We start from the raw sequence: 12515 nt of genomic DNA on the forward strand, positions 1-12515 counted from the left end.
GAAAACTGGCCTTAGTGCGCCTTCTGCCGATATTTAATTCGACGAACGTCGATACCACGGCCGCCGAACGGGGACCGGCTTCCCCGCCGTCTCGGCGGGCACCTCCGCTCCCGTCTCCCGCGACCGTCGCGGAGGATCACGCTTTTCGGGTCCGCCCCCCTGTCCTCCCCCATGAGCGAATTCGACAAGGAGGCCGAGCGCGAGAAGCTTCGGAAGCAGTTCGCCGAGGACGACCGCAAACGCGCCTCGACCGAGCGCATGAGCGAACTCCTGCTCAAGGGCGCGACGATGACCAACAAGCACTGCGACGCCTGCGGCGACCCGATCTTCCGCTGGCAGGACGAGGAGTTCTGCCCCACCTGCACCGCCGAGGGGCAGGAGCGGGCGGCGGGAGAACGGGCGGCGCAAGGACGAACGGAAGAGCAGCGCGCGGCGGAGGAGGCGACACCACCGCGACCCGCGGAGGCGGACGGCGACCCGACCGCGGTCGAGTCGCCCCCGTCGGGCGAGACGGTCGACGTGGGGGAGATCGACGTCGAACCGCCCGAACGATCGGGATCGCCGGAACCCCCCGAACCGCCGGAATCGCCGGAGTCGCCGGAGCCATCCGCGACCACCCGGTCGGTGCGCGATCCTCCCTCCGGACCGCAGGAGTCCGCCGCGTCCCAGCGGACGCCGGGTGCCCCGAACGCGGAGGCGGGAGCGTCGCCCGGTCGCTACGCCGACCTCTCCGCGGCCCGCGAGTCGCTCGCGCGGACGGTCACGCGCTTCGCGGAGGAGGCCGAGGCGGCCGACGACCTCGCGCGCGCACGCGAGTTCCTCGCCGCGGTCGGGGACGCGGCGGACGCGCTCGCGGCCGTCCGCCGGGCGGAACGGCGCTGACCGATAGTATATACGATCGGTCGCCCACCCTCGGGGCATGACGCGCACCTTCGAGGAGATCGGGGCCGACGACGGAACTCGCCTCCGCCTGTGGCGGCGGGGCGTGGACAACGCGAGTGCGGTCCTCTTCGTCCACGGCGCGACCTACCCGGGGCGGTCCGTCTTCGCACTTGCCGCCGACCCCGGCGGCGAGTCGTGGCTCGCGGCCTGCGCCCGCGCGGGGTGGGCCGCCTACGCGATCGACCTCCGCGGGTACGGCGACAGCGAGGCCCCGTCCGAACTCGACGCGCCGCCCGCGGCGAACGAACCGGTCGTGCGCGCGGACGTCGCGGCCGAGGACGTGGCCGCCGCGCTCGCGACGCTCCTCGACCGCCACGAGCGCGTCCACCTCGTCGGCTACTCGTGGGGGTCGATGGTCTGCGGCCGCCTGCTCGCCTCGCGCGCGGTCGAGGTCGCCTCCCTGACGCAGTTCGCGCCGGTCCACGCCTTCCCCGACGGGGCGGACGACCTCCTCGACGGCGACCCCGACGCCTACCGCGTCGTCACGGCCCCGGAGGTGCGCGACCGCTGGGACGCGCAGTTCCCCGCCGGCGTCGCGCCGTCGTCCTACCGCAGCGAGGGCACGGTCGAGGCGTTCTGGCGCTCGCTCCGCGACTCCGGGCAGGCGGCAGACCGGAACGGTGCGCCCGCGGTCCGCGCGCCAAACGGGACGCTCGCCGACATGGCCGCCGCCGCGGCCGGGACGCCCGCCTACGACCCGGCGGCGATCGACGCCCCGGCGCTCGTGGTCCGCGGGTCGTTCGACGCGACCGCCACCCGGGCGGACGCGCTCGGCCTCTACGACGCGCTGGGCGCGGCGGGTCGGAGAGAGTACGCGGAGGTCGCGGGCGGGACGCACTTCCTGACCCTCGAACGCCGACGGACGGCTCTGTTCGACATCGTGTCGGGGTTCCAGCGCCGCTACGAGTAGTCAGGCGTAGTCGCTGCCGACGACCTCGCGGATGCGCTCGGCGGTCACCTCACCGACGCCCTTCACGTCGAGCAGTTCCTCCTCCGTGGCGGTCATGACCGCCTCGACGCTCCCGAAGTGCTCGAGGAGCGCCCGCGCCGTCACGGGTCCGATGTCCGCGATCGCGCTCACGACGTACTGCTGCTGCTCCGCGAGGGTCTTCGCGGCCTTCTCGCCGTGGACGCGCACCTCCCGGTCGTCCTCCTCCTGTTCGCGCCGGGCGATCACCTCGAGCAGGTCGGCGGTGTCCCGCTCGCCCTCCGTGCGGAGGACGCTCGCGCCGAAGTCGACGGCGAGCGAGGCGAGCGCCCCCCGGATGGCGTTCGGGTGGACGTTACGCGCGCCGTAGAGGTCCTCGCCCTCCACGACGACGACGGGCCGGGAGTAGTGGCGCGTGGCCTCCTTCACCTGCTCGAACAGCGAGCGGTCGCCGCCGACGAGGGTGTCGAGGAAGTCAGAGACGGACTTGCGCTCGACCACCACGCGATCGGAGAGGACGTAGTCGCCCACGGCGAGCGTCTCGAGGCGGGTGGTGATGCCGTCGCGCGTCGAGAGGTCGCGGGCGATGGTCGCGTCGAGTTCGCGCTGGTCGGCGACGATCTCGACGGTTCCCGCGTCCGCGTCGCCCTCGGCGGTCGCGACGACGCCCTCGTCCGCGCGCTCTTCGCGGTCGCCGCCTCCCGAACCTTCGTCCGCAGGTTCGTCCGCAGCGAACGCGTCGAGGCCGGGCTGGCCGTCGCCGTCCGTCCCCGTGTCCCCGTCCGCCCCGCCGTTCGCGCGGGCGGTTTCCTCGGACTCGCCGTGGGCCGTCGGAGCGCCCGCGCCCGCGTCGGGCGCGTCGGCCCCCCCGCCCGCTTCCTCCCCGTCCGCGAAGTCGCCGAGGCTCCCCTGCCCGAGTTCGCGGTTCACCTCGCTCGCGACGCCCTTGAGCGCGCGAAGCTCCTCGCGCATGCGCTTCTCCTCGCGCCGGGAGATCCAGAAGTACGCCTCGTCGCGGGTGTCCTCCGCCAGCAGGACGTGGACCTTCCCCTCGCTCTGCCGGCCGGTGCGCCCCTTGCGCTGGATGGCCCGGATGCCCTTCGGGACGGGTTCGTAGAACAGCACGAGGTCCACCTCGGGCACGTCGAGGCCCTCCTCCGCGACGCTGGTCGAGACGAGTACCTGGAACTCGCCGCGCCGGAAGGCGTCGAGGGTCTCCTGCTGTTGTTTCTGGGTCATCCCGTCCGAGCCCTCCTTGTCGCCCTGGCCGACGAACTTGTGCGTCTCGAAGTGATTCGAGAAGAACTCGGTGAGGGTCTCGGCGGTGTCGCGGGACTCGGTGAAGACGATGACGCGCTCGCCGCCCTCGATGCCGAGGGTCTGGGCGAGGAGGATGCGCGCCCGGCGGAACTTCGGGTGGAGGTCGTCGTACGCCTCCGCGCGGCGCATCGCCTCCCGGACGCGCGGCTCGCTCACGAACCGCTGGGCGGCCTTCGACGCGCCGGAGGAGCGCGCGGCGTTGCGCTGGCGCTCGAAGTACCGGCGGAGGGATTCGACGGACTGCGTCTCGACCAGTTCGACCGCCCGCCGGAGCTTCATGATCTCGGCGTGCGCGGACATGCCCTTGTAGCCGTCGCCGTCGTCGTCGTTGATCATCCGCTGGAGCTTCCCGCGGATCTCGTTCAGGTCGCGCTGGGACACGTCCGGCCGCGTCGAGTTCGTGACGCCGAGGCGCTTGAGCCGCTCTAGGCGGTCCGCGATCACCTCGTTCAGCGCGTCACGGATCTCGATCACCTCCTCGGGGAGTTCGACGTGCTCCCACTCGATGTCGGTCTCGTGGGTGTAGTCGCTCACGTCCGAGTCCGCCTCGGTCATCACCTCCACCTCGCGCAGGCCGAGGTTCTCACAGACGGTGAGGATCTCCTCCTCGTCGCCGCCGGGGGAGGCGCTCATCCCCGTCACCAGCGGGTCCGCGGCGTCCTCGTGGTAGCGCTCCGCGATGTAGCAGTAGGCGTAGTCGCCGGTCGCGCGGTGGCACTCGTCGAAGGTGAGGTGGGTCACCTCCCGGAGCGAGATGCGGTTGCCGACGAGGTCGTTCTCGACCACCTGCGGCGTCGCGACGACGACCCGCGCGCGCTCCCAGAGTGCGGCGCGGTCGTCCGGCCTGACCTCGCCGGTGAACACCACGACCTCCTCGTCGGGCACGGAGAGCGCCTCGCGGTAGAAGTCGGCGTGCTGCTGGACGAGGGGCTTCGTCGGCGCGAGCAACAGCGCCCGCCCGCCGGCGTCGTGGAGCCGCTGGGCGGTGACGAGCAGGCTCACCGCCGTCTTGCCGAGCCCCGTGGGGAGGCAGACGAGCGTGTGCGTCCGCAGGGCCGCCGCCGCGAGTTCGAGCTGGTACTCGCGGCGCTGGAGGTACCCCGGCGTGAGCAGCGGTCGGTCGACGCCCTCGGTTGCCGCCATTACGCCACCGTTCCGCCCCATGCCGAATAAGGGTTCGTACACCGGGGTGAAAGTGTCCCCCTCGAACCGGGCGTCCCGGTTAGCGCCCCTCGTCCGACGACCCGACGCCGGCCGTCCCCTCGACCGGATCGACGACGGTCACTCCGTCCCGGGAACGAACCGCGCGAGCGAGTCGGCGTACTGCATCAGGAGCGTCCCGAGGACGCTCATCACGAGCACGTAGCCGACGGCGAACGCCGGGATCGTCTCCGCGAGGACGGCGCTTCCCCCCGCGCCGGCGACGAGCGCGGCGATGATGAGCGAGAACTCCCCGCGCGTGACCATCCCGGTCCCGACCCTGACCGACCGCGTCGCGTCGAGGCCGTAGTACCGGCGTCCGGTGAGGTAGCCCGAGAGGAGCTTCGTCGGGGTCGTGACGGCGACGGCGAGCGCGAGCAGCGCGGCGGTAGCCGCGACCAGCCGGGGGTCTGTCGTCAGGCCGATCCAGAAGAAGAACACGGCGGCGAAGACGTCCCGCAGGGGGACGAGCAGGCGTTCGAGCTTCTCCACGTGCGCGGTCTCGCTGAAGCCCATCCCGACGAAGAAGGCGGCGACGGCCTCGCTCACGCCGATGGCGAGCGCGACGCCCGCGACGAGAACGGTCACGGCCACAGCCCGGAGGATGAACAGTTCGGTCGAGTCGACGGCGAGGTAGCGCTCGAACAGCGCGTCGCCCCGCGCGACGCCCGCGAGGAGCACGAGCAGGAACGCCATCGCGGTGCCGACGCTCATCACCGCGCCCATCAGGTCGCCGCCGCCGAGGACGACCGCCGAGAGCACCGCGAGGTAGAACGCGATGGCGAGGTCCTCGAAGACGAGCGTACTCAACATGGGTTCGCTCTCCGGGTTGGCGATCCACCCGAGGTCGATGAGCGACTTGGTGATGACGGCGCTCGAGGAGATGTAGACGATCCCGCCGAGGACGAACGCCTCGGTGAGCGACCAGCCGACGAGCAGGCCGAGCGCCATCCCGACCGGGAAGTTGAGCGCGGCGTCGAGCGCGCCCGCCCTCGTCATCCGGTCGCGCCCCTCGATCAGGCGGTCGATGCTGAACTCGAGGCCGAGGAAGAACAGCAGGAAGACGATCCCGAGTTCGGCGACGATCGTGACGAACTCGCCGTCCCGGATGGCGGGCAGTCCGACTGCACCGAGCACGGCGTCGTTGACCAGGATGCCGGCGACGATGTACAGCGGGATGACCGACACACCGAGTCGGTGGGCCCCCGCCCCGGCGAGGGCGATGACCGCGAACATCGCGCCGATCTCGAGCAGCGACGTCTCAGCCATCGAGTTCCGCGTCCCCGGCGACCACGTCGTCGAGCTTCCGACAGGCGTCCCGCGACCCGAGGACGACGAGCGTGTCCTCGGCCCGGATCTCCGTCTCGGGGTCGGGGTTCGTCAGCGTCTCCTCGCCGCGCTGGATGGCGATGACCGAGACGCCGAGCGCCTGCCGGAGGCGCGACTCCGCGAGCGTCCGCCCCGCGAGCGGCGACCCCTCCTGCACCTTCGACCACTCGATGAGCGTGTCGTCGGCGAGGACGGTGTCGATGGAGTCCGTCCGGATGGGCTGGAAGTACGCCCCCTCCATGATGGTCCCCACCTGCCGGGCGAGCCGGTCGGTCAGTTCGAACAGCTTCTCCGCGTCCGCGCCCTCCTCGCGGCGGAGGAACAGCTCCCGCTTTCCCGTGTTGTGGATGATGATGACGAGTCGCGTCTCGTCGTCGAGTTCCACCTCGAACTTCTTGCCGACGCCCGGGAGGTCGGCCTCGTAGACCGTCATAGCGGAGAAAGCGTCCGCGCCGGCAAAGGCACTTCGCTGCGATTCGCTGGAAATCGGGCATCGCGCCGGACACTCCGCCCCTTCGACAAAAGTGATTAGATAATTGACACCGGACTGTGGCTCGCAATGCCAGGGCTTCTCACGGATCGGGCGGCGGTCGTGACGGGCGGATCGAGCGGGAACGGGCGGGCGATCGCGACGCGCTTCGCGGAGGAGGGTGCGGACGTGGTGGTCGCGGACGTCCAGGCAGACCCCCGCGAGGGCGGCGATCCGACCCACGAAATAATCGAATCCGAGACCGACCGGAGCGCGACGTTCGTCGAGTGCGACGTGACCGACCGCGCGTCGCTCGACGCGGCCGTCGACGCGGCCGACGACTTCGGGGGTATCGACGTGATGGTGAACAACGCCGGGATCCTCGGTCCCGTCGCCGAGATCGGCGAGATCGACTACGAGGGGTACCGTCAGTTGATGGACGTGAACCTCGACGGCGTCTACTTCGGCGCGCAGGCGGCCGCCCGGAGAATGAAGGAACGGGGCGAGGGCGGGAGCATCGTGAACATGTCGAGCGTCGCGGGCATCGTCGGGTACCCCGAGATCACCCCCTACTCCGCGGCCAAGGGGGGCGTCAGGCTGCTCACCTACGCGCTGGCGGGCGAACTCGGCCAGTACGACATCCGCGTGAACGTCATCCACCCCGGCGTCATCGAGACGGCGATGACCACGGAGGACATGCCGATGATCGGCACCCAGGAGGGGGAGGCGATCCGGGAAACCCTCCCGATACAGCGCTACGGGACACCGGAGGACGTGGCGAACGCCGCCGTCTTCCTCGCGAGCGACCTCGCGAGCTACGTCACCGCCGAGTCGATACTCGTGGACGGGGGAATGGTCAACACCGCCTGACGCCGCGCACGACGGCGGCTCAGGCCGCCATCAGGAACAGGCCGGCGGTCATCGCCGCGCCCGCCGCGAGCGGGATGGTGAGGTTGTCGTCGATGACGTAGCCCCGGACGACGGGCTTCACGCCGTCGGCGAGCGTCGCGGCCAGCGCGCCGAGGACGACGGCGGCGGGGGAGGCCACGAACGAGACGGCGATGAGCGCGCAGATCGCGAACATCACCAGCAGGACGGACGCGTTCTTGACGGCGCGCAGTTCGCCCGATCCGAGCAGGCCGCTCACCGGGTCGGCGAGCGCGAGCATCAGCATCGCCGCCGCCGCCACCCGGGGGACGAACAGCAGCGACGCGCCCGCCATGCTCAGCATGTAGAGGGCGTACCCCGCGAGGTTGTCCCGCTCGTACTCCCGCGTGAGCTTCTCGAACACCCAGAGGTCGACGACGCCCGACAGCCGCAGGGCCTCGAATCCCAGCGCGGAGAGCGCCCCGGCGACGAAGACGGCCTGCACCCACGTCCACGGGATGAGGCCGTACGCCCACGCGAGCGGGACGCTCGCGCCGCTGGCGTGGACGAGTCGGCGCTCGACCTCCGGGTCGACCATCGGCTCAGTCCTGCGTCGCCTCGTCGGGCGCTTCGGCGCGCGCATCGTCGAGCGATTCGAACGACGCGCCCGCGCGAAGCGCTGCGACGCGCTCGGGGAGCGCGTCGATCGGGACGCGCACCTGATCGGTCGTGTCGCGGTCGCGCAGCGTCACCGTGTCGTCCTCCAGGGACTCGTAGTCGACGGTGACGCAGTAGGGCGTGCCGACCTCGTCCTGGCGGCGGTAGCGCCGGCCGATGGTGCCGGAGTCGTCGTAGTCGACGCCGGTCCCGGCCGCACGGAGGTCCTCGACGATCTCGCGGGCGCGGTCGTCGAGGCCGTCCTTGCTCATCAGCGGGAGCACGGCGACGGTCGTCGGGGCGAGTTCGGCGGGCAACTCGAGGTACGTCCGCGCCTCGCCGTCCACCTCGTCCTCGCGCAGCGCGTGGTCGAGGACGGTGTAGAACACCCGATCGACGCCGAACGAGGGCTCGACGACGTGGGGCGTGACGTGCTCGCCCGCCTCCGTCACCTCCTCGACGGCGAACCCCGCGGCCTCCGTGGGGATCTCGTACGCCTCGCCGTCGACCTCGACGGTGACCGCCTCGCCCTCGAAGGCCGACTCGTCGGTCGCTGCGAGACGCTCGAGTTCCTCGGCGACGTCCGCGGCCGCGCCGCCGAACTCCGGGCCGAGCACGCTCATGTCCGGGTCGACGGTGGCCCGCTCGACGGTGATCGGCTCGTCGTACTGCCGGAAGACGGTGAAGTCGTCGTCGGCGTGCTGGCCGTGCTTCGTGAGGTCGTAGTCGCCGCGGTAGGCGAAGCCGGTGATCTCGATCCAGTTGCCGTCGAGTTCGGCCTCGGCGTCCCAGCAGTCGCTCGCGTAGTGGGCGCGCTCGCCGGCGAGGTGCTGGCGGTAGCGGAACCGCTCCATGTCGACGCCGACCCGCTCGTACCAGTCGCGGGCGACGCCGAGGTAGTAGGCCACCCACGGGCTGCCGATGACGCCCGACTCGACGGCCTCGCCGATCGTCGTCGTCTCGATGCCGCCGTCGTCGGCGCGCTGGGCCTCGGCGGAGTACAGCGGCACCTCCACGTCCGCGACTCTGTGGAGCGGCGGTTCGTCGCGCTCGGGGTCGACGAAGTGCTCCAGTTCGGCCTGGGTGAACTCCCGGACGCGGATGAGCGAGCGCCGCGGGCTGATCTCGTTGCGGTAGGCCGTGCCGATCTGGCCGACGCCGAAGGGGAGCTGACCGCGGGCGTACTCCTTCAGCCGGGGGAACTCGACGAAGATGCCCTGTGCCGTCTCCGGGCGGAGGTAGCCCGGCGAGGCGCTGCCGGGGCCGATGTTCGTGGCGAACATGAGGTTGAACTCCGACACCTCGGTGCCCGCGAGCGACGCGCCGCAGTTCGGGCACGCCAGGTCGTGCTCGGCGATGAGGTCCGCCACCTCGGCGGTGGGGAGGCTCTCGGCGTCCTCGATGTCCGTCGCGTCCTCGACCAGGTGATCCGCCCGGTGGCTCGTTCCGCACTCGGGGCACTCGACGATCATGTCGTCGAAGCCGTCGAGGTGGCCCGACGCCTCGAAGACCGCCTCCGGCATGATCGTCGGGGCCTCGATCTCCACGTGCCCCTCGCGGGTGAGGAAGCGATCGCGCCAGGCGTCCTCCAGGTTGCGCTTCAGGGCGGCACCCTGCGGGCCGTAGACGTAGAAGCCCGCGACGCCGCCGTAGGCCTCGCTGGCCTGGAAGAAGTACCCGCGGCGTTTCGCCAGTTCGACGACGTCCGTGTCACCCCGCGTCATAGCGCCTTGAGGAGGTCCATGTCCTGGACGATGCCGACGAGGTCGCCGCCGTTCACCATCGGGACCTGTTCGATGTCGTTCGAGAGCATCAGCCGAGCGGCGCGCTGGGCCGTCTTCGTTCGGGAAACCGTCACGATCTCCTCGGTCATGAAGTCCGCGACGGTACCCTCGGGAAAGACGACGTTCCGGGTCGGGACGTAGCGGTTCCCCACCGCCTTGATACCCTCCCACATCCACTCGTCGTCCTCGTCGGCCAGGGATTCGCCGGTGTCGCCCTCGCCCTCGACGATCTCGGCCACCTCGATGAGGTCCGTGTCGGTGAGGATGCCGCACACGTCGCCCTCGTCGTCGAGGACGATGCCGTACGAGACCTCGGCGTAGGAGAGTTCGCGCTCGGCGGTCAGGAGCGGCGCGCCCGCGTAGAGGCAGTTCACCTCTGGGGTGGCGAGCGGGCCGACCTCGCTCTCGCCGTCGGCGTCGCCCGCGGCGATGGCGCGCACCACGTCCGTGATCGTGATGATGCCTTCCAGGCTGTCCCCCTCGACGACGGGAACGCGTCGAGCGCCCGTCTCGCGCATGAGGTGGGCGAGCTCGTCGAGCGTGGCGTCCGCGGTCGTCGTCGGGCCCTCCTCGACGAGCAGCGCGAGCTGGTCCTCGTCGGGCTGTTCGATCAGCGCCTCGCGCGACACCAGGCCGCGAAAGACCTCCTCCTCGTCCTCGCCCTTCACGACCGCGACGGCGGAGAACTTGCCCGTCCGGAGGTATTCGAGGGCGTCGTCACGATTGCCCGGGAGCGACACCGTCACCACGTCCTCCCGCGGCGTCATGGCGTCTGCGACGTTCATACGTCTTCGTCACCTCCCGCGTACTAAACCCCTTCACATCCGTGCCGACGATCCGCACGCACGGGACGGTGCTTCGTTTCCGTAGTCTTCTCGGGCGAGGTGCCCTCCGGCGGATCATTCCGAGTCGACGACTGCTCGACGGCGCTCGTCGCAAGCGGTTTCGAGCGCGACACGGGTCGTGCGCGCGAGGACGTTACTCCACGCCGCAGATCGCGGCTAGCTCAGCGACTGCGCGGTTCACCTGCTCCGATCGGAGAACGCCGGCGACGGACCGGATCGTATCCTCTTTCACGATCACGGGATTCCAGGGCTTGACGTAGCTCCGCTTCGGCAGGTCGCCGATCACCCAGTCGTCGTCGACGATCGGGATCGCATCGTCTAACGCGGTCGTCGTGATCGCGAGCCCGACGTGCTCCTCCTCGTGGAACGGATGCGTGTCGGTCGAGACGAGGAGAAACGGGCGGTCGTAGTCCGCGAACAGCGCCGGATACCACACGACTTCGCCGCGTTCGTGCACCGTCATCCCTCCGCGCGCCGTTCCCTTCGCCACTCCTCCAGTTCGGCCTCGTCCGCTTCGTGCTCCTCCGGATCGACGTCGCTCCACCCGTCGTCGCCGTACCGATCGCGGAGCGCCTCCATACTGAGGAGCATTCCCTGGTAGGCCGCGATCCGATCGTCCTCGCCGATCGCCCAGTACGGTTCCTTGTGTCGGACGAGCCCCCGCTCGTGGAGTCGCTGGAGCGTCGGGCCGACGCTGCCCTTCGGAATCCCCGTCGCCTCGGCGATCTCGCTCGGCGTGAACCCCACGTCGGGGTGCCCGAGGAGAAACGTGAGGATCTTATGCGGGTTCGACTCCTCGGTCGGCGTCCAGTTCAACTCGTCGGCCTGCTCCTCGTAGTCGTCGAATCGAACCGGCATGATGTATCTCTACGTATTCAGATGTACCGAATCGTATTCAGCGTTCGGTGTCACGTGCTGCTGTCCGTCGGCGTGGAACCCGTCGTGTAGTGTAGTAATAGATAGCGCAGGCGCGACTCGGGTGTCTCGTTCATCGCCGCTCCGCCTCGCACGACTTGCGCGCGAGCGCTCGCATCGACGGCGTTCACCGGGCGACGCGCCGCCGACCGCTCGTCACTCCCCGTCGTCCTCGATCCCGAACCGCTGTCGCGCCTCGGGGAAGAACAGTTCCCACTCCTCGTGTCGGAAGCTCCCGAGCGGGGTCTTATCGAGCGTCTGGACGTGCGTGTACATCTCGTCGCGCTCGATCGCCGTGCGGATCATCCCCTGGGCGAACGCGAGTTCGTACCCGCCCGCGAGGACGATGGCGACCTTCGGCTCGTCGGCGTACAGCACCGTCACCTGGAAGGCGCTCCCGCCGGCCTCCGTCCGGTAGACCTCGTAGCGGCCGAACCCGCCGAGTTCCGTCACCTCGCCGTCGTCGCTCTCGGGCGACGCGCCGGTACCGCGCTCGAACGCCTCGCGGAGGTCGTCCGCGTGGTTGTCGGGGACGACGTGGACGAGCCCGAAGCGCTCCGACTCGCCGGCGTCGGGGTTCGTGGGCGCGGTGTGACCCGCCGCGACGGCGGTCACGTCCCAGCCCTCCGCCTCCAGTTCCGACTCGATGGCGCGCATCTCCTCGATGGTCGCCTCCCACGCGCCCTTCAGCCGATCGGCGTCGTTCGCGAACCGATCGGCGTACTCCGTGTCTTCACCGATTTCGGGCATAGGTGCCCCTGAGGCGGTGACGCGGTAAAACCTGTTGTTCGATCGCCCACGTCAGGCGATGGTGACGCCGAGGACGAACTCCATCGCGGCGGAGGTGGCGAGGATCGTCACGCTCGCCAGGAGGAGTTTCGCGGCGTCCGAGAGCCGTTCCTCGGGCGCGAGGCGGTATCGGTCGCCGAGGAGGGCGACCGTTCGCTGGACGAACGCCTGGAAGCCGGTCTCCTCGTCGCGGTTCGACGGCAGGAGCGTCGTCTCGGCGTAGGGCGCGTTCGGCCGGAGCTTGACGCTCGCAACGCCGAACAGCAGGAGCCCGACGACGAACAGCAGGTACTTCACCCCGAGCCAGGGCCGCGCGACGCCGAGGGCGACGTTCGCCGCCGCCGAGAGCGCGACGACCGTGACGGTCAGGACGAGCGCGTACGCGACCGCGTCGAGCGCCTGTAACCCCCTCGAGGGACGGGCGTCGCCCTCGAACGCCCGCCCGTACTCGCGCCCGTCGTCCGTCATCG

At 70.5% G+C, this 12515-nt stretch carries 13 protein-coding genes; 3 read left to right on the forward strand and 10 right to left on the reverse strand.

The genetic code is table 11. The features are described 5' to 3' along the window. The first annotated feature begins 171 nt into the window (after positions 1-171). Together NKI68_RS10195 and NKI68_RS10200 are read left to right on the forward strand one after the other, a co-directional pair. Entirely contained in the window at positions 172-882 is a 711-nt protein-coding gene (locus tag NKI68_RS10195) for an Sjogren's syndrome/scleroderma autoantigen 1 family protein (RefSeq protein WP_254542945.1), read from the forward strand. Between the two features lie 37 nt (positions 883-919). Further along, positions 920-1852, forward strand: coding sequence for an alpha/beta hydrolase (locus NKI68_RS10200; RefSeq protein ID WP_254542946.1), 933 nt, complete (start codon positions 920-922; stop codon positions 1850-1852). On the opposite strand, the gene NKI68_RS10205 is transcribed toward NKI68_RS10200, so the two are convergent. The 3 genes from NKI68_RS10205 to NKI68_RS10215 form a co-directional block, all read right to left on the reverse strand. After that, a complete protein-coding gene (locus NKI68_RS10205) occupies positions 1853-4333 on the reverse strand; it encodes a DEAD/DEAH box helicase (protein ID WP_254542947.1) in 2481 nt (826 codons plus the stop codon). Between the two features lie 138 nt (positions 4334-4471). After that, the gene (locus NKI68_RS10210; protein WP_254542948.1) at positions 4472-5659 is read right to left on the reverse strand and encodes a cation:proton antiporter; all 1188 of its coding nucleotides are present in this window, start codon (positions 5657-5659) and stop codon (positions 4472-4474) included. Then, positions 5652-6152: a cation:proton antiporter regulatory subunit gene (locus NKI68_RS10215; RefSeq protein ID WP_254542949.1), complete on the reverse strand. Its 501-nt coding sequence runs from the start codon at positions 6150-6152 to the stop codon at positions 5652-5654. The genes NKI68_RS10210 and NKI68_RS10215 overlap by 8 nt, the downstream gene beginning before the upstream one ends. Positions 6153-6278: 126 nt before the next feature. Between NKI68_RS10215 and NKI68_RS10220 the strand changes: the two genes are divergently transcribed. Then, the gene (locus NKI68_RS10220; RefSeq protein WP_254542950.1) at positions 6279-7058 is read left to right on the forward strand and encodes an SDR family oxidoreductase; all 780 of its coding nucleotides are present in this window, start codon (positions 6279-6281) and stop codon (positions 7056-7058) included. 19 nt (positions 7059-7077) lie between these two features. Here the strand turns inward: NKI68_RS10220 and NKI68_RS10225 are convergent, their stop codons facing one another. The 7 genes from NKI68_RS10225 to NKI68_RS10255 all read right to left on the reverse strand — a co-directional run bounded on the left by NKI68_RS10225 (position 7078) and on the right by NKI68_RS10255 (position 12513). Further along, on the reverse strand, positions 7078-7653 hold the full coding sequence (locus NKI68_RS10225; RefSeq protein WP_254542951.1) for a dolichol kinase: 576 nt from the start codon (positions 7651-7653) through the stop codon (positions 7078-7080). A 4-nt stretch (positions 7654-7657) separates the two neighbouring features. Further along, complete coding sequence (glyS, locus tag NKI68_RS10230) at positions 7658-9436, reverse strand: glycine--tRNA ligase (RefSeq protein ID WP_254542952.1); 1779 nt, start codon at positions 9434-9436, stop codon at positions 7658-7660. Beyond that, positions 9433-10281 (reverse strand): CBS domain-containing protein, encoded by an 849-nt coding sequence (locus NKI68_RS10235; protein ID WP_254542953.1) that lies wholly within the window; start codon positions 10279-10281, stop codon positions 9433-9435. The genes glyS and NKI68_RS10235 overlap by 4 nt, the downstream gene beginning before the upstream one ends. Before the next feature lie 193 nt (positions 10282-10474). Beyond that, positions 10475-10798, reverse strand: coding sequence for a hypothetical protein (locus NKI68_RS10240; RefSeq protein ID WP_254542954.1), 324 nt, complete (start codon positions 10796-10798; stop codon positions 10475-10477). 2 nt (positions 10799-10800) lie between these two features. Continuing rightward, positions 10801-11199, reverse strand: coding sequence for a MarR family transcriptional regulator (locus NKI68_RS10245; RefSeq protein ID WP_254542955.1), 399 nt, complete (start codon positions 11197-11199; stop codon positions 10801-10803). A gap of 213 nt (positions 11200-11412) precedes the next feature. After that, the gene (locus NKI68_RS10250) at positions 11413-12006 is read right to left on the reverse strand and encodes a DUF7529 family protein (protein ID WP_254542956.1); all 594 of its coding nucleotides are present in this window, start codon (positions 12004-12006) and stop codon (positions 11413-11415) included. A gap of 51 nt (positions 12007-12057) precedes the next feature. Beyond that, positions 12058-12513 carry a DUF7555 family protein gene (locus tag NKI68_RS10255; RefSeq protein ID WP_254542957.1) on the reverse strand — a complete coding sequence of 152 codons (456 nt, stop codon included), beginning with the start codon at positions 12511-12513 and terminating at the stop codon, positions 12058-12060. Positions 12514-12515 lie beyond the last annotated feature (2 nt).

The sequence above is a fragment of the Halomarina pelagica genome (assembly GCF_024228315.1).
Classification (GTDB): domain Archaea; phylum Halobacteriota; class Halobacteria; order Halobacteriales; family Haloarculaceae; genus Halomarina; species Halomarina pelagica.

What these genes read in the sequence shown, in the direction of transcription:
- NKI68_RS10195 (WP_254542945.1), top strand. Translation starts at nt 172, where the DNA reads ATGAGCGAATTCGACAAGGAGGCCGAGCGCGAGAAGCTTCGGAAGCAG.
- NKI68_RS10200 (WP_254542946.1), top strand. Translation starts at nt 920, where the DNA reads ATGACGCGCACCTTCGAGGAGATCGGGGCCGACGACGGAACTCGCCTC.
- NKI68_RS10205 (WP_254542947.1), bottom strand. Translation starts at nt 4,333, where the DNA reads ATGGCGGCAACCGAGGGCGTCGACCGACCGCTGCTCACGCCGGGGTAC.
- NKI68_RS10210 (WP_254542948.1), bottom strand. Translation starts at nt 5,659, where the DNA reads ATGGCTGAGACGTCGCTGCTCGAGATCGGCGCGATGTTCGCGGTCATC.
- NKI68_RS10215 (WP_254542949.1), bottom strand. Translation starts at nt 6,152, where the DNA reads ATGACGGTCTACGAGGCCGACCTCCCGGGCGTCGGCAAGAAGTTCGAG.
- NKI68_RS10220 (WP_254542950.1), top strand. Translation starts at nt 6,279, where the DNA reads ATGCCAGGGCTTCTCACGGATCGGGCGGCGGTCGTGACGGGCGGATCG.
- NKI68_RS10225 (WP_254542951.1), bottom strand. Translation starts at nt 7,653, where the DNA reads ATGGTCGACCCGGAGGTCGAGCGCCGACTCGTCCACGCCAGCGGCGCG.
- glyS (WP_254542952.1), bottom strand. Translation starts at nt 9,436, where the DNA reads ATGACGCGGGGTGACACGGACGTCGTCGAACTGGCGAAACGCCGCGGG.
- NKI68_RS10235 (WP_254542953.1), bottom strand. Translation starts at nt 10,281, where the DNA reads ATGAACGTCGCAGACGCCATGACGCCGCGGGAGGACGTGGTGACGGTG.
- NKI68_RS10245 (WP_254542955.1), bottom strand. Translation starts at nt 11,199, where the DNA reads ATGCCGGTTCGATTCGACGACTACGAGGAGCAGGCCGACGAGTTGAAC.
- NKI68_RS10250 (WP_254542956.1), bottom strand. Translation starts at nt 12,006, where the DNA reads ATGCCCGAAATCGGTGAAGACACGGAGTACGCCGATCGGTTCGCGAAC.
- NKI68_RS10255 (WP_254542957.1), bottom strand. Translation starts at nt 12,513, where the DNA reads ATGACGGACGACGGGCGCGAGTACGGGCGGGCGTTCGAGGGCGACGCC.